Source organism: Streptomyces celluloflavus, assembly GCA_000720995.1.
Lineage (GTDB): Bacteria > Actinomycetota > Actinomycetes > Streptomycetales > Streptomycetaceae > Streptomyces > Streptomyces celluloflavus.
The window spans coordinates 1-20,710 of the sequence record JOEL01000072.1 but is presented as its reverse complement, the minus strand read 5'-3'; the positions used below and the strand labels follow the sequence as shown (position 1 = coordinate 20,710).

Annotated in this window: 26 protein-coding genes; 7 read left to right on the top strand and 19 right to left on the bottom strand. The window is 71.0% G+C overall.

The features are described 5' to 3' along the window. Positions 1 to 15: 15 nt before the first annotated feature. From IH09_RS34045 to IH09_RS34030, 4 genes are all read right to left on the bottom strand, one after another. The gene (locus tag IH09_RS34045; RefSeq protein ID WP_052861477.1) at positions 16 to 726 is read right to left on the bottom strand and encodes a PadR family transcriptional regulator; all 711 of its coding nucleotides are present in this window, start codon (positions 724 to 726) and stop codon (positions 16 to 18) included. 104 nt (positions 727 to 830) lie between these two features. Further along, complete coding sequence (locus tag IH09_RS34040) at positions 831 to 1,379, bottom strand: DinB family protein (RefSeq protein WP_052861476.1); 549 nt, start codon at positions 1,377 to 1,379, stop codon at positions 831 to 833. Positions 1,380 to 1,572: 193 nt separating this feature from the next. Continuing rightward, positions 1,573 to 3,030 (bottom strand): aldehyde dehydrogenase family protein, encoded by a 1,458-nt coding sequence (locus IH09_RS34035; protein WP_052861473.1) that lies wholly within the window; start codon positions 3,028 to 3,030, stop codon positions 1,573 to 1,575. 61 nt (positions 3,031 to 3,091) lie between these two features. Beyond that, entirely contained in the window at positions 3,092 to 3,955 is an 864-nt protein-coding gene (locus IH09_RS34030) for a helix-turn-helix domain-containing protein (RefSeq protein WP_052861472.1), read from the bottom strand. A gap of 314 nt (positions 3,956 to 4,269) precedes the next feature. Here IH09_RS34030 and IH09_RS34025 point away from each other — a divergent pair, with 314 nt between their 5' ends. Further along, entirely contained in the window at positions 4,270 to 4,752 is a 483-nt protein-coding gene (locus IH09_RS34025) for an ATP-binding protein (RefSeq protein ID WP_052861470.1), read from the top strand. 102 nt (positions 4,753 to 4,854) lie between these two features. On the opposite strand, the gene IH09_RS34020 is transcribed toward IH09_RS34025, so the two are convergent. From IH09_RS34020 to rpmG, 7 genes are all read right to left on the bottom strand, one after another. After that, positions 4,855 to 5,094 carry a DUF397 domain-containing protein gene (locus IH09_RS34020; protein WP_052861469.1) on the bottom strand — a complete coding sequence of 80 codons (240 nt, stop codon included), beginning with the start codon at positions 5,092 to 5,094 and terminating at the stop codon, positions 4,855 to 4,857. A gap of 105 nt (positions 5,095 to 5,199) precedes the next feature. Then, on the bottom strand, positions 5,200 to 5,667 hold the full coding sequence (locus IH09_RS34015) for an SRPBCC family protein (protein WP_052861467.1): 468 nt from the start codon (positions 5,665 to 5,667) through the stop codon (positions 5,200 to 5,202). Continuing rightward, complete coding sequence (locus IH09_RS34010) at positions 5,664 to 6,032, bottom strand: metalloregulator ArsR/SmtB family transcription factor (RefSeq protein ID WP_052861512.1); 369 nt, start codon at positions 6,030 to 6,032, stop codon at positions 5,664 to 5,666. The genes IH09_RS34015 and IH09_RS34010 overlap by 4 nt, the downstream gene beginning before the upstream one ends. A 97-nt stretch (positions 6,033 to 6,129) precedes the next feature. Continuing rightward, the gene (gene rpsR, locus IH09_RS34005; RefSeq protein ID WP_052861465.1) at positions 6,130 to 6,366 is read right to left on the bottom strand and encodes a 30S ribosomal protein S18; all 237 of its coding nucleotides are present in this window, start codon (positions 6,364 to 6,366) and stop codon (positions 6,130 to 6,132) included. A 73-nt stretch (positions 6,367 to 6,439) separates the two neighbouring features. Then, positions 6,440 to 7,588 (bottom strand): CobW family GTP-binding protein, encoded by a 1,149-nt coding sequence (locus IH09_RS34000; RefSeq protein WP_052861463.1) that lies wholly within the window; start codon positions 7,586 to 7,588, stop codon positions 6,440 to 6,442. Further along, the gene (locus IH09_RS33995) at positions 7,588 to 7,842 is read right to left on the bottom strand and encodes a type B 50S ribosomal protein L31 (protein WP_052861461.1); all 255 of its coding nucleotides are present in this window, start codon (positions 7,840 to 7,842) and stop codon (positions 7,588 to 7,590) included. Before IH09_RS33995 ends, IH09_RS34000 begins: the two co-directional genes overlap by 1 nt. Positions 7,843 to 7,847: 5 nt before the next feature. Then, a complete protein-coding gene (gene rpmG / locus IH09_RS33990; RefSeq protein ID WP_052861459.1) occupies positions 7,848 to 8,012 on the bottom strand; it encodes a 50S ribosomal protein L33 in 165 nt (54 codons plus the stop codon). Between the two features lie 73 nt (positions 8,013 to 8,085). On the opposite strand from rpmG, the gene rpmB reads away from it, so the two are divergent. The 3 genes from rpmB (at position 8,086) to tatA (ending at position 8,988) form a co-directional block, all read left to right on the top strand. Further along, complete coding sequence (rpmB, locus tag IH09_RS33985; RefSeq protein WP_052861458.1) at positions 8,086 to 8,322, top strand: 50S ribosomal protein L28; 237 nt, start codon at positions 8,086 to 8,088, stop codon at positions 8,320 to 8,322. After that, positions 8,322 to 8,627 (top strand): 30S ribosomal protein S14, encoded by a 306-nt coding sequence (gene rpsN, locus IH09_RS33980; protein ID WP_052861456.1) that lies wholly within the window; start codon positions 8,322 to 8,324, stop codon positions 8,625 to 8,627. The genes rpmB and rpsN overlap by 1 nt, the downstream gene beginning before the upstream one ends. A gap of 124 nt (positions 8,628 to 8,751) precedes the next feature. Next, positions 8,752 to 8,988, top strand: a complete 237-nt coding sequence (gene tatA / locus IH09_RS33975) for a Sec-independent protein translocase subunit TatA (protein WP_052861454.1) — start codon at positions 8,752 to 8,754, stop codon at positions 8,986 to 8,988. Positions 8,989 to 9,529: 541 nt separating this feature from the next. Here the strand turns inward: tatA and IH09_RS33970 are convergent. The 7 genes from IH09_RS33970 to IH09_RS40420 all read right to left on the bottom strand — a co-directional run bounded on the left by IH09_RS33970 (position 9,530) and on the right by IH09_RS40420 (position 13,964). After that, a complete protein-coding gene (locus IH09_RS33970) occupies positions 9,530 to 10,312 on the bottom strand; it encodes a chaplin (protein ID WP_094793856.1) in 783 nt (260 codons plus the stop codon). Positions 10,313 to 10,460: 148 nt separating this feature from the next. Next, positions 10,461 to 10,868, bottom strand: a complete 408-nt coding sequence (locus IH09_RS33965; RefSeq protein WP_052861451.1) for a rodlin — start codon at positions 10,866 to 10,868, stop codon at positions 10,461 to 10,463. A gap of 274 nt (positions 10,869 to 11,142) precedes the next feature. Beyond that, positions 11,143 to 11,553: a rodlin gene (locus IH09_RS33960; RefSeq protein ID WP_052861449.1), complete on the bottom strand. Its 411-nt coding sequence runs from the start codon at positions 11,551 to 11,553 to the stop codon at positions 11,143 to 11,145. 342 nt (positions 11,554 to 11,895) lie between these two features. After that, entirely contained in the window at positions 11,896 to 12,183 is a 288-nt protein-coding gene (locus IH09_RS33955) for a hypothetical protein (RefSeq protein ID WP_052861446.1), read from the bottom strand. Positions 12,184 to 12,454: 271 nt separating this feature from the next. Beyond that, entirely contained in the window at positions 12,455 to 12,688 is a 234-nt protein-coding gene (locus IH09_RS33950) for a chaplin (RefSeq protein WP_052861444.1), read from the bottom strand. 362 nt (positions 12,689 to 13,050) lie between these two features. Continuing rightward, positions 13,051 to 13,461 carry a rodlin gene (locus IH09_RS33945; RefSeq protein WP_052861442.1) on the bottom strand — a complete coding sequence of 137 codons (411 nt, stop codon included), beginning with the start codon at positions 13,459 to 13,461 and terminating at the stop codon, positions 13,051 to 13,053. Positions 13,462 to 13,703: 242 nt separating this feature from the next. Next, complete coding sequence (locus IH09_RS40420) at positions 13,704 to 13,964, bottom strand: chaplin (protein WP_052861441.1); 261 nt, start codon at positions 13,962 to 13,964, stop codon at positions 13,704 to 13,706. A gap of 764 nt (positions 13,965 to 14,728) precedes the next feature. On the opposite strand from IH09_RS40420, the gene IH09_RS33935 reads away from it, so the two are divergent. The 3 genes from IH09_RS33935 (at position 14,729) to IH09_RS33925 (ending at position 19,588) form a co-directional block, all read left to right on the top strand. Next, positions 14,729 to 16,408, top strand: coding sequence for a bifunctional 3'-5' exonuclease/DNA polymerase (locus IH09_RS33935; RefSeq protein WP_052861439.1), 1,680 nt, complete (start codon positions 14,729 to 14,731; stop codon positions 16,406 to 16,408). A 379-nt stretch (positions 16,409 to 16,787) separates the two neighbouring features. Next, positions 16,788 to 18,224 carry a DNA glycosylase AlkZ-like family protein gene (locus IH09_RS33930; RefSeq protein ID WP_110952774.1) on the top strand — a complete coding sequence of 479 codons (1,437 nt, stop codon included), beginning with the start codon at positions 16,788 to 16,790 and terminating at the stop codon, positions 18,222 to 18,224. Between the two features lie 956 nt (positions 18,225 to 19,180). After that, entirely contained in the window at positions 19,181 to 19,588 is a 408-nt protein-coding gene (locus IH09_RS33925; protein ID WP_052861511.1) for a RidA family protein, read from the top strand. Positions 19,589 to 19,614: 26 nt separating this feature from the next. On the opposite strand, the gene IH09_RS33920 is transcribed toward IH09_RS33925, so the two are convergent. Continuing rightward, on the bottom strand, positions 19,615 to 20,448 hold the full coding sequence (locus tag IH09_RS33920) for an arylamine N-acetyltransferase family protein (protein ID WP_052861435.1): 834 nt from the start codon (positions 20,446 to 20,448) through the stop codon (positions 19,615 to 19,617). Positions 20,449 to 20,710: the final 262 nt, after the last annotated feature.

The window sequence follows — 20,710 nt, the reverse complement described above, 5'->3', positions numbered from 1 at the left end:
GCACCGCCCCAATGGCTAACCCCTGCCCCCGCGGTCCCCCTCGCCGCCGTCCCCCTCGCCGCCGTCCCCTTCGCCGCCCGCACCCTCCCGGCCGCCGTCCGCACCCCCGTCCCGCGTCGCGTACGGGTTCTCCTCCCCGTCCGCGAGCACGCCGACGAACGGCGCCCCCTCCCCCGCGAAGACGTACGCCCCGCCCTCGATCCGCTCGATCAGCCCGCGCGTCCACGCGGCGCCGCTGTCCGCGGAGTGCACCCACATATGCATGATCTCGCCGATGTGGCCGAGCTGACCGGGCCCGCCCTCCGGTGTGTAGTACCCGGTGACCTCGCTCCGCCACGCCTCCAGCGCCCGCACCCGCTCCTGGAGCAGCGCCACCGCCTCGGCCCGCGGCAGATCGAGGAGGAACCCGATGCCCGCGCTGAGCACATCGGCCTTCTGGTCGTGCCGCGAGAGCGCCGCGCGCAGCAGCGCGAAGAACTCCGCCTCGCCCGCCGCGGTCAGCTCGTACTCGGTACGCGGCGGACCGCCGGCGGTGCTCGGCGCGATGTCGTGGGCGTGTAGCAGCCCTTCCTTCGCCATCTGCTTGAGCGCGTGGTAGATCGAGCCCGGCTTGGCGTTGGACCACTCGTGGGCGCCCCAGTACTCCAGGTCGTTGCGCACCTGATAGCCGTGTGCCCGTCCGTGCTGCCGCACGGCGCCCAGTACCAGCAGCCGGATCGCCGACATCGTCTCCTCAATCCCTCACACGGCCCCGGCCCGACCGCGCGGGCACCGCTGCGGCCACCCTACGACGCCCCCTATTCAATTTTGACTAACGCTCCCGTGCGTGCTCACCCCTCGGCCTGCTCCCGCTCCTCCGCCACCAGCTCGAAGGCCGTCTTGCCGTCCAGCGTCTCGCGGATGATGTCGGCGTGACCGGCGTGCCGGGCCGTCTCCTCGATCAGGTGCAGCATCAGCCAGCGCATCGACTGCTCACCCCCCGGCGGGAACCAGGGCGCCTCGGGCAGCGGGAAGGTGTCGTTCAGGCTGGGTACGGAGCGGACGAACTCCTCGGTCCCCCGCGCGACCTCGTCCCAGAGCGCCAGCATGCCCGCCAGCGTCTCCCCCTCCTCCAGCTGGAAGCTCAGGTGCCAGGTCGTCTCGTCCCGTGCGACGGAGCGCGGCACCTGGCGCGCCCTCTCGACCCAGCCCTGTTCGGTCTCCGCCGCATGCTTGACCAGCCCGGCCAGCGACAGTTCGCCGGCGGTCGGCCGCCGCGACGCCTCTTCGTCGCTCAGTCCGAGCACCGCGCGCCGCAGACCGCCGCGCTGCGCCTCCAGAAAAGCCAGGAGCGCACCGCGCTCGTCACCGTCCGCCTCGGCGAGAACATGAGTGGGCATGAGAGCCGCCTTCCGTGACCTCCACACGCGGACCGGCGTCACGCCGTCCCGCTTCCGACCTCACGCACGCTACGAGCCATGGCGGACAGCGGCTGTCCGCATTCCGCCGGGACCGGGCGACGAAACGCTCCGGCAGCGGACACGGCCCGCGGAGCGGCAGGCGCCACGAGGCGAGCCGCCCCACCCGCCCGCCTCAGAACGGGAACTCGGTCCGCCCGTGCTGGATGGAGACCCACTTCTGCGTGGTGAAGGCTTCGACGGTCGACTCGCCGTTGAGCCGGCCGAGCCCCGAGTACTTCTCGCCGCCGAAGGCGACCAGCGGCTCGTCCTGGACCGTGCCGTCATTGATGTGGATCATGCCGGTCTCGATCCGCTGCGCGAACCGCGCACCGCGCTCCACATTGCCGGTGTGCACCGCGCCGCTCAGCCCGTACGGGGAGTCGTTGGCGAGCCGTACCGCCTCGTCCTCGCCGTCGAACGGCACCAGCACCACCACCGGGCCGAAGATCTCCTGGAGGTGGATACCGGAGTCCGCGGGCAGCCCGGTCAGCACGCTCGGCTCGACCAGGTTGCCGTGCGTACGGCCCCGCAGCAGGGCCGTCGCCCCCTCCGCGAGCGCCCGGTCGACCAGCGCGGTCAGCGCCTCCGCCTGGAAGGAGTTGATCAGCGGACCGATCTGGGTGCGCGGATCGCGCGGATCGCCGGTGCGCAGCGCCGCCACCCGGGCCACGAACTTCTCGGTGAACTCGGCCTCCACCGAGCGGTCGAGCAGCACCCGGTTGGCCGCCGTACAGACCTGGCCCTGGTAGATGAACCGGCTGAAGACCGCGGCGTCCACGGCGTAGTCGATGTCGGCGTCGTCCAGCACGATCAGCGCGCTGTTGCCGCTGAGTTCGAGGATGACCCGCTTGAAGTGCCCCGCGCTGACCGCGGCGATATGCCGGCCCACCTTGTCCGAACCGGCGAAGGAGATCACCTTGGGGACCGGGTGCGCGATGAGCGCGTCGCCGACCTCGGCGATATCGGTGATCACGACGTTCAGCAGCCCGGCCGGCAGCCCGGCGTCCCGGAAGAGCGCGGCGATCAGTCCGCCGCCGACGATCGGGGTGTTCTGGTTGGGCTTGATCACTACGGCGTTGCCCAGGGCGAGCGCCGGGGCCACCGACTTCATGGTGATCAGGAAGGGGAAGTTGAAGGGGCTGATGACGCCGATGACGCCGACCGGCCGCCGGTAGACGCGGTTCTCCTTGCCGTCCACCGGGGAGGGCAGAATGTGCCCCTCCGGCCGCAGCGCCAGCTGTATCGCCTCGCGCACGAACTCCTTGGCGAGGCGCACCTCGTAGCCGGCCTTGGCGCAGGTGCCGCCGAGTTCGAGGACGAGCGCCTCGACGATCTCGTCCTCGCGCTCCTCGATGATCCGCAGCAGCCGTTCGAAGACGGGCCGCCGGGTGTAGGGACTCGTCGCCGCCCAGTCGCGCTGCGCCCGTTCGGCGGCGCGGTACGCCTCGTCGACCTGGTCCACACCGGCGACCGTGACGGACGCCAGCTTCTCCTGGTCGTACGGGTTGAAGTCGATGATGTCCCACGAGCCGCTGCCGGCCCGCCACTCACCGTCGATGAACTGGTGGGCAAGGTCGGCGAAGAAGGACATGACATCCCTACTCTGTGCGGCACTGCGGGGGGGGCTGATCCGGCGTCATCCTACCGGCGGGTCAGGTCAGTTGGAGCAGACCGCGCAAAAGATCCCGGCTCTGCGAGGGGTTGGGGCTGTCCTCCTGGAGCCGCGTCATCGCCCGCTCGTACTGCCTGACCTCGTCCGGCTTGTCCACGTACAGGGCGCTGGTGAGCTGTTCGAGGTAGACGAGGTCGGAGAGGTCCGACTCCGGGAACCGCAGCATGGTGAAGGCGCCGCTCTCACCCGCGTGCCCGCCGAAGTTGAAGGGCATGACCTGGAGCCGGACATTGGGCCGCTCGGAGATGTCGATGAGGTGCTTGAGCAGACCGCGCATCACGGCCCGGCCGCCGTACGGACGGCGCAGCGCGGCCTCGTCCAGTACACAGTGCAACTGCGGTGCCCGCTCCGCGATCAGCAGCTTCTGCCGCTCCTGGCGCAGCGCCACCCGGCGCTCGATGTCGGCGGCCGGTGCGCCCGGCATGCCGCGACTGACGACCGCGTGCGCGTACTCCTCGGTCTGCAACAGCCCGTGCACGAACTGCACTTCGTACGCCCGGATCAGGGAAGCGGCCCCCTCCAGCCCCACATAGGTCTGGAACCATCCGGGCAGCACATCGCCGTAACTGTGCCACCAGCCCGCGACATTGGCCTCTTTGGCCAGTGCGAGCAGCGCCTCGCGCTCCTTCTCGTCGCCCACGCCGTACAGCGTGAGGAGGTCCTCGATATCGCGTGCCTTGAAGCTCACCCGGCCCAACTCCATGCGACTGATCTTCGATTCGGACGCACGGATCGAATAGCCGGCCGCTTCGCGGGTTATCCCGCGGGATTCGCGCAGCCGGCGGAGCTGCGACCCCAGCAGGATCCGCCGCACCACCGACCCGCTCGACTCACTTGCGGACACCTCTCCGACCCTCCCGTGGCCCCACCCCGTCCAACAGTGGGCCGCAGTCTGCCACGTTCAGGCTTCGTTGAGTGCTCATCCGGTTACTGATATGTGAGAGCACCTGCGATCCCTCCGCAAGAAGGCGTAGGAAAAATTACGCGCTAATCCGCCCGGCCCTACGCAATCGAGGCGCGTGCACGTGCATCTGCCCTTGCATCTGACGTACGCATTGGGAACCATGGGCGTCGCACGCATGCACGCTCGTGAAAGATCCGCCAGATCCGGCTGACCGGCCAGGGTCATGACGTCCGCGAACGCCAGGAGTGCCTCGCATGGGGACCAAGGTTTTGACCATGCTCGCGCCGTTATGGCAGGGCCTACCTGCCGTTGACCCCTTGGCCGTCTCCGGATCCGCGTCCTGCGCCCTCCCGCCACGGTACGAATCGGTCAGCGGCGCACGGAAGTTCACCCGCGAAACACTGCACGGCTGGGAGCTGGACGAACTCTTCGACGGGGTCGCCCTGGTCGTCTCCGAGCTGGTCACCAACGCCCTGCGGCATGCCGTCCTCGACGCACCGGCGCTCGGCGCCGACGTGCTGCCGGCCCGGCTCCACCTGATGCGCTGGTCCTCCCGGCTGGTGTGCGCGGTGCGCGACCCCAGTGACGCCTCACCGGTCGCCGGGGAGGCCGATTCGGCCGCGGAGTCCGGGCGCGGGCTGTACCTCGTGGACTCCTTCAGCGACAGCTGGGGCTGGCACCCACTGTCCGGCACCGCGCACGGCAAGATCGTGTGGGCCCTCTTCCGGCTGCCGTAGGGCGGCCGGAACGCGCGAAGGCGGACCGCCCCCGGCTCCGGGCGGCGGCATCCGCCCGCCCCGGCCCCGGGCCGCGGCCCGCCCCGGTCGCGTACGCGGCGGTCAGTCGCGTACGAGGTGGTCGAACTCCCCGTCCTTGACGCCCGCCAGCATCGCCGCCACCTCGGCCGGCGTGTAGATCAGCGCGGGGCCGTCGGGGAAGCGGGAGTTGCGTACCGCTATCTCGCCGCCCGGAAGTTTCGCGAACTCCACGCACGACCCCTGGGAGTTGCTGTGCCGGCTCTTCTGCCAGGACGCGCCATGGAGATCCGTTGCGGCCATGCCGTTGTATGCGTGGGTCACAAGGTTCTCCCGGTGATAACTGGTGTCAACTGCCCGGGATCATAGCCGCGTTCACATGCAGATGCATGCGCATATGCACGTGCACGACAGGGGGTACCGGCGCAGTCACAGCTCGTCGAGCACCTTCCCCAAAGCCTCCGTCACAATCGTGCGCCAGCCGCCCCCCATGACCCGGTGCGCCTGCACCTGATACGGGTCGTCGGGGTCGAAGCCCTCGTGGACCAGGAAGAGCCGGGTGCCGCGCCCTTCGGGCTCCAGCGTCCAGGTGATCGTCCAGTCGGCGAGGCTGCCCTGCCCCTCGTCGGCGTCCCGCCACCGCATCCGCAGCATCCGCTCCGGCTCGTACGCCGCCACCTCGGCGATGACGGTGCCGGAGAAGTTGGCGTTCGGCCGGGGCAGCGCCGTCATCTCGTAGCGGTGACCGACCTCCAGCCGGAAGTCGCCGGGCATCAGCCACCGCGCGATCAGCCCGGGTTCGGTCAGCGCCCGCCACACCTTCGCGGGCGGATGCGCCAGGAACTGCGCGACCCGGATGGTCGTCGGGTCGTCGCCGGTGGCTTCGAAGGTGTTCATTGCGCCTCTTCGTCGGGGATTCGGTCGAGCAGCTCACCCAGGTCCGCGAGTTTCGCGCGCCAGAACCGCTCGTAGGGGCCGAGCCAGTCCTGGACCTCGCCGAGCGGCGCGGCCTCCAGGCGGTAGATCCGCTGCCGGCCGGCCCGCTCCTCGCTCACCAGCCCGGCCTCCCGCAGCACCTTCAGATGCTCGGACAGGCTCGGGCGGCGCATCGTGAACCGCTCGGCCAGCTGCTGGACGGGCTGCGGCCCGTCCTCGCGCAGCAGCCGCAGCACCTCGCGCCGGGTGCCGTTGGCGAGCGCCGCGAAGACCCGGTCCTGGCCGGATACGGAGCGGACGGCGGGCGGTACGGGAGTGGCTTTCACCCGGACCACGATACGTAGGCGATATCCTACGCGTCAAACGTAGGGATCCTCCTACGCATTGATCGCCGCCGCCCCTCCGCCGCTCGCCCCGCCCCCGTCACCGCGACGGGTACGGCAGCAGCGCCATCTCCCGGGCGTTCTTGACCGCGCGGGCCAGCTGCCGCTGCTGCCGGGCGGTGACCCGGGTGATCCGGCGGCTGCGGATCTTGCCGCGGTCCGAGAGGAACTTCCGCAGCAGATCGGTGTCCTTGTAGTCGATATAGGTGATCCCCGCCGCGTCCAGCGGATTGGGGCGGTGCACGGGCTTGCCGCGGGGGTCGTGCCGACGGGGCATGGCGGAGAGCTTCCTTACCTGGACGGGAGGCGGGCGGGACGGGCGCGAGGGGGCGCCGTGCCGGCGGCCGGAATTACGGGACGGGGTCGAGGAGTTCGTCGAACGCGGGCGGCAGGCGCTTCCAGGCCGGCGGGCCGCCCGCGAACTCCGCATCGGTGAGCAGACAGGACGCCAGCAGCGACGCCAGCCCCTCGCGGTCCAGCCCCGGCGAGGTGAAGACCAGATGCTGCGCGCGGTCGCCGTGCTCGGGATGCCAGTCCAGCGCGGCGGCGGCCCGCCGCATCGGCGGCACCAGCTCCCAGGCGGCGTCCGGCAGCGCGGCCAGCCACGGCCCGGCGTTCTCCACGCACAGCGCGCCGCCCGCCGCGTCCCAGGACAGCAGCGTGTCCGGGCGGTCGGCGAGCCAGAACCGGCCCCGGCTGCGCGCCGCGGCACAGGTCAGGTCCTCCAGCGCCGTATAGAGCCGCTCGGGGTGGAAGGGCCGGGTGTGCTGCCAGACGAACGTGGTGACGCCGTCCGCGTCGGCCTCCTGCGGCAGCAGCGCACAGGCCGGATGCTGGCGCGCCGCGGCCGCCTCGACGTCGAAGCCGCCCATCGCGACGGCCGCCAGCTCCGGCGACTCGACCGGTATCCGGCGCGCGGTGGGGTGCAGTTGCGCGAGCAGCGCCAGATCGGCGGGCTCGGCCGTCTCCTCCCCCGTGGCGAGCGCCAGCACCGGCGCGTACTCCAGCTGCCGCGCCCAGGTGTCCGCGACGGTGCGCCGGTCGGTGGCTGCGGCGGCGAGCCCCGCCTCGGCGAGGTCGTCGCCGCAGCCGAGGTAGGGCAGCAGCAGCGCGGGGTCGACGGCGGTGATCACTCCGGTCAGCGCGAGATGCGCGCTGCCGCACGCGGTGACCACCTCGGCCATCGCCTTCGGCTCGACCGAGTCCCACAGCTCGACGACCGCGAGCCGGCAGATCCGGCCCGCGGCCAGCCGCTCCAGCTCGGGCACCAGGTCCTCGCGCAGCGCACAGCAGGCGCAGTCGTTGACGAGCGGGGCCTCGCCGGTGTCGAGCGTCCCCCCGGCGTCCCGGACCGTCCGCCGGACGGTGCCGGCGGCGGCCGAGGCGAGGTCGTGGTGGAGGGCGACGCTGCCCGGGACGGTGTGCAGCAGCCGCGCCACGGCGGCCCGCCGCGCATCCGCGTGCAGGCCGCCCACCAGGACCACGCTGAGCCGTTCCATCAGCGCTTCTCGCGCGCGCCGTAGCGGCGCTCGAACCGCTCCACGCGGCCCGCGGTGTCCAGCACCCGGGCGGTGCCGGTGTAGAAGGGGTGGCTCGCCGACGAGATCTCGACGTCGATGACGGGGTAGCTCCGCCCGTCCTCCCAGGTGACCGTCCGGTCGCTGGTGGCGGTCGAGCGGGTGAGGAAGGCGAAGTCGGCGGCCCGGTCGCGGAAGACGACGGGACCGTACGGGGGGTGGATACCGGGCTTCATGGGGCTCAGCGCTCCTCTCGGAAGGTGACGTGCCGACCGGCGACCGGGTCGTACTTGCGCAGTTCCAGGCGGTCGGGGTCGTTCCGGCGGTTCTTGCGGGTGACGTACGTGTAGCCGGTGCCGGCGGTGGACCGGAGCTTGACGACCGGGCGTAGTTCGTTGCGGGCCATGCGGTTAGTATACGGAAATGGTTTCCATTTTCAATAGGTCCTCACCAGGGCCCCTGACCGGAAGGACCGCACCGTGTCCGCCCACTGCCAGCTGACCGGCCGCAAGCCCGGCTTCGGCAACTCCGTCTCCCACTCGCACCGCCGCACCGCCCGCCGGTTCGACCCGAACATCCAGCGCAAGCGCTACTGGCTGGAGAGCGAGGGCCGGCACATCCGGCTCACGCTGAGCGCCAAGGGCATCAAGACCGTGGACCTGATCGGGATCGAGGCGGCCGTCGCCCGCATCCGCGCACGAGGAGGGCGGGTCTGATGGCGAAGCAGAGCAAGATCGTCAAGAACGAGAAGCGGCGGGCGACCGTCGCGCGCTACGCGGCCCGGCGGGCGCTCCTGAAGGCCGTCATCCGCGATCCGCACATCCCGCGGGAGGAACGGGACGCCGCCCAGCGCGAGCTGGCCCGCCAGCCACGGGACGCCAGCGCCACCCGGGTCCGCAACCGGGACGCGGTCGACGGCCGCCCGCGCGGCTACTTCCGCGCTTTCGGCCTCTCCCGCGTACGGCTGCGCGAGCAGGCCCACGCGGGCTACCTGCCGGGCGTACGCAAGTCCAGCTGGTAGACGGCCCGACCGGCCCTCGCACCGGCCGTCCGCCCCGGGGGACCGCCCCCTGGCCGGGCGGCCGGATGTTCGGGTAATACTGGACAGACTGCCCGCAGGCATACCTGACGAAAGCGAGAGCGCCGTGTTCCGGAACGCCTTCGAACCCTGGCACCTGATCCTGATCGTCGCGGTCCTGGTGCTGGTCTTCGGCTCCAAGAAGCTGCCCGACATGGCGCGCGGCCTCGGCCGCTCGATGCGCATCCTCAAGTCCGAGGCCAAGGCCCTCAAGGACGACCGCCCGGCCGCCGAACCGCAGCCCGAGGCCGCGGCCGCGGCCCAGCCGCCGCACCCCCGCCCGGAGTCGACGCCGACCCACTGACCTCCGGGTACGCGCCCGCCCGGCACGGCAAGTGCGACTGCGACTGCGACTGCGACTGCGACGAGTTGGACGTCGACGGTGTCCGGCGCGGGCTCTCCCCCGGGCGCGCCTGCGCCGCACCCCACGGGTCCATGGCCCGCGAACGCCCCGGCGGGTCGCGCCATGCCCCGCCCGCCGGCCCGGTCACGCAACGGCGCCGGTACGCCGGTCCGGTCCCCCGCGACCGGGCTCGCCACCCCATCCGTCACCTGCGTCACCGCACTTCACCGCGCATTTCACCGCGCCGCTTCAAACCCCCCGGCCCGCCGGTCCCCACCAATGAGCGAAAGCGCGGGCCCTCCCGTACCGGACGCGAATTCCCCGCGTTGGTCCTGATATCCGTCGTACGGCCCATCGGGCAGCTTCCAGCCGCAGCGCCGCCGGGCAGCAGAGGTACGACGACGCACGGTCGCGCCGCCGGTATCGCCGGCGGCCGCACCGGCCGGGCGGACCAGGCCGAGCGGCCCGCCGGACCCGCTCGGCCGGCCGTCGAGGTCCCGGCTCACCTCCGACGCGTACGGCATCTCCGCAGCAGCAGCGCCCCGCCGAGCAGCACCCCGGCGCCCGCACCGGCCACCGCGCCCGGTCGGTACGCGCCGGTTTCCGCCAGCACCGGCCCCACCTGTCCTACCGCCTCCCCGGCCCCGGCTCTGGCCGCGGCCCGCGCAGTCGCCCCCGGCCCCCGCTCCGGCCCGCGCACGGCACGCGCCATCGGCCCCGGCCGGTCCGTCCGTGCGGTCGCCCCACGCACCACCTGAGGGCCCTGCACCACCTGAGGATGCTGCGCCACCGGGGGACGCCGTGCGGCGGGCCCGGACCGCTCTCCGTTGCCGCAGGATGTGCCCCCGGCGGGCTGGAGCAGCCCGACCACGGCGACGGTGTTGCCGCAGACGCCGACCGGCAGATGGACCGGCGCCTGGACGGCGTTCCCGGACAGCACCCCGGGCGAGCGCGCGGCGCCGCCTCTGGCAGTGGCCCCACGCGGCCCGCCGTGCACCGCGTCGCCCCCGGGCCGCCGGTGCCGCCCGCCGCCCGTACCTCGCCCGCCGTCCCCGCACGAGTTGCCCATCCCCGGGTTCAGCGCGCCGACGCCCGCCACCGAGTTGCCGCACACCGTGACCGGCGCGTGCACCGCCACCTCGACGGAATTCCCGGACAGCACCCCTGGCGAGCGCGCGGCGCCCCCGACGGCACCGGCGTCCGCGTACACCGGCCCGCCGCTCACGCCGAGCGCCCCCGAGGCCGCCGCCACGACGAGCACGCTTCTCTTCAGGCTCTGTCTCATGCCTTAGCTCTCCTCTGCACGTCATGCCACCCGGACCGGGCGCCCGCAGCCCGACGGGAGGTACTCGCACGACCGGGCGGCCGGCAGCGCGAACGCGGTGCCGGCCGCCCGGGATCACAAGCGGTGGAACGTAGCGGGCCGAATGGCCTCAGTGGTTGCCGCGGCCGTTGCCGGACAGCACCGGGATGTCGTCCACGAGGTGCGACAGCGCCTCGTCGCCCTTGACCTGAGCCGAGTTCTCGGCGCACTGCTGGTTCTGCGGCGACGCCAGGACGTTGACGTCCTGAACCGTGATCGGGATGAGGCCGATGAGCGAGCCGACGTTCACCTTCGCCGGCAAGCCGACGCAGAGGTCGTTGAGAGAGCCCTGGACGGCACCGAGCTGGGTGCTCAGCGTGCCGTGCGTCGTGGAGTTGCCGTACGCCGTCTTGGCGCCGTTGCCGTTCACAGTGGTGGTCCCGTGGTCGTTGCCGACCGCCATCGCCTGCGGAGCGGCCGCAGCGGACAACCCGACCAGCGATGCGGCCACAGCCGCACCCGCCATCATCTTCTTCATCGTGCAACCCTTCAGGAGAATGAACTCCCGACTCGGGAGCCCTGTTTGAATAACCGATTACGAGGGTCCGGGTTCCGCACCATCACCCGAACAGATGGAATTCCGTCTTCCGAAAAGACGTCATCCGCCTTTTCGCGGCCCCTCATCCCGCATACGTTATGCGGCGTCCGTCCCTCCGGCGAATATCCCGGGCAATCTCTGCGCGCCGCGGGCAGCGGAAACCCGGGCCGCCCAGAAGAAGGAGGGCTGGGCGACCCGGGCGATGTGCAACCGGTCAGCGGTTGCCGGCACCGTTGCCGGAGAGGATCGGAATCCGGTCCAGAATGTGCGACAGCGCCTCGTCGCCCTTGGCCTGGGTCGAGTTCTCGGTGCACTGCTGGTTCTGCGGCGAGGACAGGACGTTGAGGTCCTGGACCGTGATCGGAATGAGGCCGATGAGCGAGCCGACGTTCAGCTTGGCGGGCAGACCGATGCAGGGCTTGTTGAGCGAGCCCTGGATCAGACCGATCTGCGGGCTCATGTACCCGGTCGTGGTGGAGTTGCCGTATGCCTGCATCGCACCGTTGCCGTTCACGGAAGTGGTTCCGTGGTCGTTGCCGACCGCCATCGCCTGCGGAGCGGCGGCAGCGCCAACACCGACAATGGACGCAGCCGCAGCCGCGGTCGCCAGAGCCTTCTTGATCATTATTGATCCTTCGTGTTTCGGAGTGCCCTTGGGCCGGGCATTATGCCCAACTCGCAAGGGCTAGTTTGGTTGTGCCCATTCACTCAAATGAGCTTGTACCCTGATCCGTCTTGCCGGTCCGGGCAATCATCATGGGACGTGCGGAACGATTCACCGGGTAGGGCCAAACGGCACCGGCGGCCTGAAGTTCGGCCGGCTCTCGCGGCGCACCGGTATACGGCCGATGCGGTGCGATATCCGTGCCCGGCCACCGGGAATCACCCCACAACAGTGAAGTTCACGGCATCGAATTCCATACGGCCGAGCGGCGATGGCGCCCACCGGCCGACGGCCCGCCGGGAATTACTTACCGAGCGGCATTCCACCGAGCAGCGGGACGCTCTTGGTGGCCCCCGCGGCGGCACCGACCAGGCCCTTGGGGTCGGCCTTGACACTGTCCGCCGCACCCTTGACCGACTTGACCAGCGGCTGGAGCTGGTGGCCGTCCAACTGCTTGCTGTTCAGGGCGTCGGTCAGCCCGCCGTTGAGGCTCATGGTCGGTGTGGCGGTATCGGCGGCGAAAGCGGGAACGGCCGCGCCGAGCGCCATGACGGAACCGGCAACAACCGCGGCAGACTTCGCGTACTTCACTTGAACTGTCCCTTCTCGGGCGGTGCTTGCTGGGATCGCGGCGTCAACGCCGCGTGAGCATGCACTTCGCTGCTCTGATCACCGCTTTCCTTATGACTAACGAGACCTGCCGCCCGGAGAAACTCCGAAGTTCCCGGTTCTTGGCGACGCCACCCGAAAGGTGCGCCCCTTCGCCGCTTGCTGCGTACCGGCCCGGACGCCGACCGGCCCCGGCACGCATGGTCTGCATACCGGGGCCGGTTCGGAACGACGCGGCTGGGGTTATTCCGAATCAGGTGTTGAGGCAGTTGTTGCCGAACGCCGGGTTGAGCAGCCCGATGATGTCGATGGTGTTACCGCAGAGGTTGATCGGAATGGCGATCGGGATCTGGATGACGTCACCGGAAATGACACCGGGAGATCCGACGGCAGCACCCGAGGCACCCGAGTCGGCGAACGCCGGCGCAGCCGACCCCACCGCCATGAGCGTGCCGGCAGCGACTGCGGCGACCTTTGCGTACTTCACTTTCAGTCCTTCCCGCAGCGGGTCAGTAGCGGACACGTCCTTCGTGCCGCACGGCGCGAAACCTGCTCGCCCGTAACTCCGCTGTCGATGTGGATAACGATTTCCCCTCGCCAACGAAACTCCTGCGGGGAAGTTTTCGGAAAAATCGCCTGAATAATACAAAAACATTTCAGGAGATCACCACCGCGTATAGGACGCGGGAAAACCATCGCAGTTCGAATGAACAAGGGACCGCCGAATACGAATTCCTACCGAAAAGGGGATCGAGAATTCCCGGCCCTACGGTTCGTAACGCGGTGCCGCAGGCCCGGATCGCTCGGGTAGAGAGAGCCGGCGCTCCGAACCTGCGGCCGATAGCCGGCTCAGCGGTTGGCGACACCGTTGCCGGACAGCACCGGGATGCCGTCCAGGATGTGCGACAGCGGCTCGTCGCCCTTGGCCTGCGTCGAGTTCTCGGTGCACTGCTGGTTCTGCGGCGACGCCAGGACGTTGACATCCTGCACGGTGATCGGGATGAGGCCGATGAGCGAGCCGACGTTCGCCTTGAGCGGCAGACCGATGCAGGGCTTGTTCAGCGTGCCCTGGATGAGCTCCAGCTGCGGGCTCATCCTGCCGTGCGTGGTGGAGTTGCCGTACGCCGTCTTGGCGCCGTTGCCGTTGACCGTGGTGGTGCCGGAGTCGTTGCCGACCGCCATCGCCTGGGGGGCGACCGTCGCCGAGATGCCGACGATGGACGCGGCTACAGCCGTCGTGGCCAGGACCTTCTTGATCACGATTTGCCCTTCTTGAAGCGGAGTGCCCGTATCCGGAGCGCACTGGTCAACTCGCTTAAGGGGGTGCGGTTTCGCCGATTCACCCAAATGCCACGAATCCATAGACACATATCACTGCATCCGGGCTTGCAGCCGTGGGCCTTTTGACCTTGGGCATGCCAAAAGGCCGATACGCATGCGCGTACCGGCCTTTGTGCCGAGAGGCCCGTCCGAAAACGACGGGCCTCAGCCACGGGCGGTGGTCAGTTGTTGATGCAGGTGTTGCCGAACGCCGGGTTGAGCAGCCCGACGATGTTGATGGAGTTGCCACAGAGGTTGATCGGGACGTCGATCGGGACCTGGATGGTGTTGCCGGAGATGACACCCGGGGAGCCGTACGCGCCACCGATCGCGCCGGCGCCGTGGCCGTGCGGTCCACTGGTGGCAGAGGCCATGCCGGCCCCGCCGACGACGGCGATGCCCGCGATGGCGGACAGGGCAACAGCCTTGGAGACAATCTTCACGGCAAACCTCTTTAACTGAGCAGCGATCAGGGTCTGGAACGCGTCGCTTAGAGCGACAAGCTGCTCAACGCAACAACCGGGGCGGAGGTAGCGGCCCAATCGAGTGAACCTGCTCCCCTTTGTGCCAGGGGTGGCAGCGGTGATATCGAATCGCTCCGTCGCCCTGGGCCGCCGCCGTTCCCCGGCATCGTCGCACGGTTCGATTGTCAGCGGCGGCATGTGCAATGGCGGTGCGACGAACTGGTGCAGGTGACTCACGCCCAGGTGCCGGCCTGGCGGCTGCCGCGGCAGAGGCTGGCGCCGCGTACGACCGCCGCCCCCGAAGAACTGGTCGAGCGGCTCGCCGGGGTCCAGGCGGCAGGTGCCCTCCGCCGCCGAACCGGCCCTCGCAACCCGGCGGACGGAGCCGGCCGCCGGTGCCGTGCGGGTGGCGGGTTCGGTGGTCGGGGCCTGGGGGATGCGCGGCACGCCACGTCTGCTGCCGACGGCGGGCGGCGGTGAGCCGGGCGGCTGGTTGGATCTCGCCGGTGGTCCACGGGGGCCGAGTGGCCGGGGTGTGGGAGCTCAGCGATGAGGCGGTGGCGGTCTTCGCGGAGCATGGCGAGGTTCTGCGGGCGGGCCTGGCAGCGGAGGTCGCCCAGTTGACCCGTTGCACGGGACGTGGGCGGGTGCTGCGGGTGCGTACGGAGTGCTGCGATGGCCGGAGAACGCGCCAAAAGCGCTGGTCAGGGCCATTGTCAGACCCTGGTGGAAGACTCGGGGGCATGAGATGGGCGGTGGCGGAGACGGGCGACGGGGGTGTCCGTCTCTGCCCGCTCGCTCCGGACGGCAGGCCCGCGGGTCCGGTGCTGCGGGAGTCCTCGTTCGCCGAGGCCGTGCGGGCGCGTCCCGAGGTGGAGCGGTGGGTGTGGCGCTCCACCCAGGAGGCGTACCGGCGGCTGCTGGCGGCGGACGTACGGGTCGAGCGCTGCTACGACGTCGAGGCCGCCGAGGCTCTGCTGATCGGGCACGAGGAGGGGCAGTCGGGCCAGCCGCGCTCGCTGGCCGCGGCGTGGGCGCGGCTGCGCGGTCTGCCGGTCCCGGAGGACACACCGGTGCGGGCCGCCGAACCCCAGCCGTCCCTGTTCGAACCGGGCCCGGTGCCGCTGCCGCCCGGCACGGACGAGTTCACGGCGCTGCTCGACGTATACGCGGACCAGGTGGCGCGTACGGCGCGGACCGAGCATCCGGAGCGGATGCGACTGCTGCTCGCCGCCGAGTCCGCGGGGATGCTGGTCGCCGCGGAGATGGGGCGGGCCGGGGTGCCCTGGCGGGCGGATGTGCACCGCGAGCTGCTGGCCGAGTTGCTGGGCGAGCGCTATCCGGGTGGGCTGGAGCCGCGCCGGATGGCGGAGCTGGCGGAGGAGGTGTCGCGGGCCTTCGGGGCGGGGGCGCGGGTGCGTCCGGATCTGCCGAACGACATCATCAAAGCCTTTTCCGGCGCCGGGATTTCGCTCACGTCGACCCGTAAGTGGGAGCTTCAGCAGATCGACCATCCGGCGGTGGCGCCGCTGCTGGCGTACAAGACGCTGTACCGCCTGCACACCGCCCATGGCTGGGCATGGTTGCAGCAGTGGGTGCACGACGGCCGGTTCCGGGCCGAGTACCTTCCCGGTGGTACGGTCTCCGGCCGCTGGATCACCAACGGCGGCGGCGCGCTCCAGATCCCGAAGGTGATCCGGCAGGCCGTGCTCGCCGACCCGGGATGGCGTCTGGTGGTCGCCGACGCGGCCCAGATGGAGCCGCGGGTGCTGGCCGCCGTGTCCCGTGACCGCGGTCTGATGGAGGTGGCGGCCAGCGGCGAGGACCTGTACGCGGGTCTGGCGGCCCGCGCGTTCGGGGGCGACCGCGCCCAGGCCAAGCTCGGCCTGCTCGGGGCCGTCTACGGCCAGACGTCCGGCGACGCGCTCAAGCACATGGCCGATCTGCGCCGCCGCTATCCCGCCGCGGTGGCGTACGTCGACGAGGCGGCGCGCGCGGGCGAGGAGGGCCGGCTGGTGCGCACCTGGCTGGGGCGCACCAGTCCGCCCGCGTCCGTGACGGCACCCGACGAGGCGGGACTGCCTCAGGAGGAGGCCCCGTCCACCGGTTACGGCAGCAGTTCGGCGGCCCGCGCCCGCGGCCGCTTCACCCGCAACTTCGTGGTGCAGGGCAGCGCCGCGGACTGGGCGCTGCTCATGCTGGCCGCGCTGCGCCAGTCGCTGTCCGAGGCCGGGCTCCGGGCCGAGCTGGTCTTCTTCCAGCACGACGAGGTGATCGTGCACTGCCCCGCGGAGGAGGCCGGGACGGTGTCCGCCGCGATCGCGGCGGCGGCCGCGACGGCGGGCCGGATCGCGTTCGGGGAGACACCGGTCCGCTTTCCGTTCACGACGGCGGTGGTGAACTGCTATGCCGACGCGAAGTGAGGGTGGCCTCGGGGTGGGAGTAGGGGAGGAATCGGGGGTGACGGGGCGGTACGGGGGACCGCGACGGGGGATGCAGTGACCGGGGCGGCGGACTCGGGGCCGCCGCGGCGGGAGAGCAAAGGGGGGCGCCGTGCATCGTACGGATCGACTGCGTGCGCTGGTGGGGAAGTTATGGGCGGCCCTGGTGGGGGCGCCGGGGCGGCGCTCCGGCCGGGGGTCGGCTGCGGAGCGGGAAGAACGGGAGGCGCGGGCGGAGGGGCTCTGGGCCCGTCGGGGAGGAACGGGCGAGCGGGACCCCGTCTGGGAGGGGCAGGGCGATGTCGTGGCGGGCGTGCGCGCTGGACGGGCGGCGCGCCGTGGGTGGCGGCAAGGTGGAGGCATGAGTGGCGTGAGCGGAGCGGGCGAGCCAGCGGCGACGGCCGGCGGGGCGGAGATGGCGCGACTGCGTGCCTGGTGGTGGCACCGGCAGGGGCTGGACGGCCGGCTGCGGGGCGCCCGTCCTGACGCCGTACTGGCCGAGACCGGCTGGGCGCGCTCGGTGGGCGGTTCCGGTCCCTATCTCGGGCTGTTCGCGCGCGCCGGGACGGACCGGGCGGCGGTCGACGAAGCCGTCGCCCGCCTGGAGATCCACGAACTGCCGTCCGCCCGCGGCTGTACGTATGTCCTGCCCGCCGCCGACTACGCGCTCGGGCTGCGCGCCGGTGCGAGCGCGCCGGAAGCCGATCTCGCCGCCGCCGTCAAGCACTTGGGGGTGACCGAGCGGGAGATCGACGCGCTCGGTATAGCGGTGCTCGGCGCGCTGACGGCCGCCGGGGCGCCGCTCGACCCCGCCGCGCTCAAGAAGGCGGTCGGTCCGGCCGTACGCTCCCTGGGCGAGGCGGGCAGGAAACGCGGGGTGACGACGACGCTGCCCCTCGCCCTCGGCCTCCTCCAGGCGCGCGGCGCGATCCGCCGGGTGCCGGTCAACGGCCGCCTGGACCAGCAGCGTTACGGGTATGCACGGTGGTCGCCGTCGCCTCTGGGGGAGCGGACGAGTGCGGTACCCGGACGGACGGGCGACGTTCCGGAACGGCTCTCCGGCGACACCGGACCGGTTCGGGCGGGGGCCGCACCCGTCTCTCTTCCTGCTCCGGCTGCCGGCCCCGGCGGGGGCATGGAGGCCGTCCCTGACGCCGGCCGGGATGCCGCGCGGTCCGCAGCGGACCGGGTGCGGGCCGAGTTGGCGCGGCGGTACTTCGCGTGGGCGGGGCCGGCCTCGCTCCGGCACTTCCGGTGGTTCTCGAACCTGACGGCGGCCGCCGCCAAGACGGCGGTGGCCGGGCTGGGGCTGGTCTCCCTCCCGGATCCGACCCCCGTTCCTGACGACTCCCCCACCGGCGCGGTGCTCCTCGCCACGCCGGAACAAGCCGCCGCGCTGGCCGACTTCACCGTCCCGGAGCAGCCTCAGTACGCGCTGCTCGCCGGTAACGACAGCATCCATCTGCTGCACCGCGACTTCGGCCGCCTGCTGGATCCGGCGGACGCGGACCGCGCCGTACCGGGCGGCAAACCGGGCAGCGTGCTCGGCACCCTGTCCGACTCCCCCACCCATATGATCCTGGACCGCGGCCGCCTGGTGGGCCTGTGGGAGTACGACCCGGATACGGCGGCCATCGTCTGGACCTCGTTCATACGGCCCGACTCCGCGCTCCGTGCGGCGGTCGCCACGACCGAGGTGTTCATACGCGACCAGCTCGGCGATGCCCGCAGCTTCAGCCTCGACTCCCCCAAGAGCCGCGCCCCGCGTATCGCGGCGCTGCGGAAGGGGGGTGCGTGATGGCGGCTTGGTCCATGTCCGTGTGCCTGGCGCGGTTGTGTTTGTCGGTCTGATTGCCTCGTGTGACTTGCGCGGCCCGTGTGGCCCGTGCGGCTCTTCGGCTCGTGCGGCTGTCCGGGTGAGGCCGCGGGCTGGGCGCGCCACGGTCGCCCAGGGCTGCACTTCTGGGCATCGCCCCGGGACCGGTTCCGGAGACCGCCGCAAGGGTGCCAATCCGGTTTGGTGGCCCCCATAACCTGCGGGCATGCCGAGCGGCGAGGCCCGTCCCGATCCGTCCCGTACGCCCTAAAATCCCCGAGCAGGGGTTCGCGCCACGGGCGGGCCGATATCCGGTCCGGGAAGGGAGCAGCGCTGACCGACACCGGAGAGGCTCCTGATGTCTCGGGCGGGGTAGATGCTCTGCAGCCGGCGCCGCTGGCCGACTTCGCTCACGTCACCTCCGACGAACTGCTTCCGCAGGAGGAACAGGGCGCGCTTCAATCCCTGTGCGTGTGACGTGAGTTAGCGGAGGAGGGAGACCATCGACCGTGAGCGATGAGGGTGGAAGCGGCAGCGCGGGCGGAGAGCGCGACGCGGGCGGCACAGGCGGCCTGAGGGACCTGAGTGACCTTGGCAGCACGAATCGTGTAGGCGGAGAAGGTGGTCTGGGTAACCCGAGTGGTTCAGGTGACCCGAGTGAGCTGGGCGGGCGGAGTGCTCCCAGTGATCAGGACGGTCCGGACGAGGCTCGCGACAGCAAGAGCAGCCGCGGCAGCGACGGCCACAGCCCCAGCCCCAACCACAAAGGCGGCAGCGAAGATGGCGGCGCTACCGGCGGCACCGATGGGGGCATAGAAGGAGAAGAGTCCGCCGCCTCCGGAAGGCGAAACGGAGGCAGAAGCAGAGACGGAGGCGGACGCGGAGGCGAAAGCGGAAGCGGAAGCGAAAACGCAAGTGGCCGCCGAGGCGGATCCGGGCTGGAACGTATCAATCCGCCGCATCTGGCGCCGCCGACCGGATTCAGCCATGCCGTCCGCGCCGCCTCCGGCACCATGGTCTTCCTTGCCGGACAAACTGCCCTCGACGGTTCCGGCCGGATCGTCGGACGCGGCATCGTCGAGCAGTTCGAGCGGGCGCTGACCAATCTCCTGGACGTGGCAGCGGCCTCCGGCGCGGGCCCGTCCGACCTCGCCAAGCTCACCGTCTTCGCCGTCGATATCGCCGACTACCGCCGCCACGCCCACGACATCGGACGGGTTTGGAAGCGCCTGGTCGGCAGCGAATTTCCGGCCATGGCCGTCATCGGCGCCACCCGCCTGTGGGACGAGGACGCCCTGATCGAACTCGAAGGCATCGCCGTCGTCCACCGGCGGGACGACCAGTAGGGCCCGGTCCGGGCCGGGCCGACCGATCACTCCCGGTGGAACGCCACCAGCGCCTCGGCGTCCCGTGCGGCCAGGAAGATCCCGAACTCCGTTTCCAGCAGGTCCGGTATCTCCTCCGGCGTCACCTCGCGCACCTCACGCGACCAGTCCGGGCGGGTCCGGGTGAACTCCCGGCCGATCAGCGCGCTACGCCGTTCGGGGTGCGGGCGCTGGACCACCATCCGGCCCGTGAACGGTGAGCGCGGGTGAGTGGAGATGTAGTGGTTGAAGACGGTGTAGTCGGCGGCGAAGCGTGGCTCCGTGCCGAAGGCGTACAGGTCGAACCAGCCGTCCTCGTGGAGTGACCGCAGCACCCAAGCCCCGGTCTCCTGCTCGTAGGCCAGGCCGAAGGTCCAGTTGCCCTGCCGCGCCTCGGTCCCCGCCCGCAGCGGAAGCGGTTCGAGCAGCGCCTCGCCGCCGAAGCCGACGTCGGTGATCCAGTCGGCGCCGTCCACCTCGACCTTCAGCAGCGCGTGGGTGACCGCGCGGGTCTTGTCCTCGCCCATGCGGATCCTGGCGCCGAGGCCGGAGACGGCGAACCCGAGGCGGTCGAGGGCGGCGGCGTAGAGCAGGTTCTGCTCGTAGCAGTAGCCGCCACGGCGCTGCTCGACCATCTTGGACTGGAGCGAGGCCAGGTCCAGCAGGATGGGGCGGCCCAGCACGATGTCGATGTTCTCGAAGCCGATCGACGCGGTGTGCCCGGCGTGCAGCTTCCGGAGATTCTCCAGGGTCGGCTCGCGGTCGCCCTCGTAACCGATGCGGTCGAGGTAGGCATCGAGATCCAGTTGGTCTCCGCCCCAGGCAAAACCGGGATCTGTCATGGCGCTGCTTCCTCCTGTGGACACGCTCATCGTCGGCACGCCTCTTCGCCGAAGCGCGCTTGCTCGTCGGCTATGGGCATGGCCTGGTCACCAACCCTAGGAGACGCCGTACGTGCACCGCGATCGGCACATTGATTGGCCTACGGTCCGAGTCCGCCAGGGTTTAGGTCCCCTCCTCGGCTGGTTGTACGCCGCCGAGTCCCCTTCGCCGGGGCCGAGTCTCCTTCGCCGGGGCGGGGTGGGGTGGGGTGGGGTGGGGTGG

Coding starts and splice junctions, on each gene's coding strand:
- IH09_RS34015 (WP_052861467.1), bottom strand. CDS start 5,667: ATGAACACCTTCGAAGCCACCGGCGACGACCCGACGACCATCCGGGTC.
- IH09_RS34045 (WP_052861477.1), bottom strand. CDS start 726: ATGTCGGCGATCCGGCTGCTGGTACTGGGCGCCGTGCGGCAGCACGGA.
- IH09_RS33960 (WP_052861449.1), bottom strand. CDS start 11,553: ATGATCAAGAAGGCTCTGGCGACCGCGGCTGCGGCTGCGTCCATTGTC.
- IH09_RS34040 (WP_052861476.1), bottom strand. CDS start 1,379: ATGCCCACTCATGTTCTCGCCGAGGCGGACGGTGACGAGCGCGGTGCG.
- IH09_RS34035 (WP_052861473.1), bottom strand. CDS start 3,030: ATGTCCTTCTTCGCCGACCTTGCCCACCAGTTCATCGACGGTGAGTGG.
- IH09_RS33920 (WP_052861435.1), bottom strand. CDS start 20,448: ATGACAGATCCCGGTTTTGCCTGGGGCGGAGACCAACTGGATCTCGAT.
- IH09_RS33930 (WP_110952774.1), top strand. CDS start 16,788: ATGAGTGGCGTGAGCGGAGCGGGCGAGCCAGCGGCGACGGCCGGCGGG.
- IH09_RS33995 (WP_052861461.1), bottom strand. CDS start 7,842: ATGAAGCCCGGTATCCACCCCCCGTACGGTCCCGTCGTCTTCCGCGAC.
- IH09_RS33965 (WP_052861451.1), bottom strand. CDS start 10,868: ATGAAGAAGATGATGGCGGGTGCGGCTGTGGCCGCATCGCTGGTCGGG.
- rpmG (WP_052861459.1), bottom strand. CDS start 8,012: ATGGCCCGCAACGAACTACGCCCGGTCGTCAAGCTCCGGTCCACCGCC.
- IH09_RS34025 (WP_052861470.1), top strand. CDS start 4,270: ATGGGGACCAAGGTTTTGACCATGCTCGCGCCGTTATGGCAGGGCCTA.
- rpsR (WP_052861465.1), bottom strand. CDS start 6,366: ATGCCCCGTCGGCACGACCCCCGCGGCAAGCCCGTGCACCGCCCCAAT.
- rpsN (WP_052861456.1), top strand. CDS start 8,322: ATGGCGAAGCAGAGCAAGATCGTCAAGAACGAGAAGCGGCGGGCGACC.
- IH09_RS33970 (WP_094793856.1), bottom strand. CDS start 10,312: ATGAGACAGAGCCTGAAGAGAAGCGTGCTCGTCGTGGCGGCGGCCTCG.
- IH09_RS34000 (WP_052861463.1), bottom strand. CDS start 7,588: ATGGAACGGCTCAGCGTGGTCCTGGTGGGCGGCCTGCACGCGGATGCG.
- IH09_RS33935 (WP_052861439.1), top strand. CDS start 14,729: ATGAGATGGGCGGTGGCGGAGACGGGCGACGGGGGTGTCCGTCTCTGC.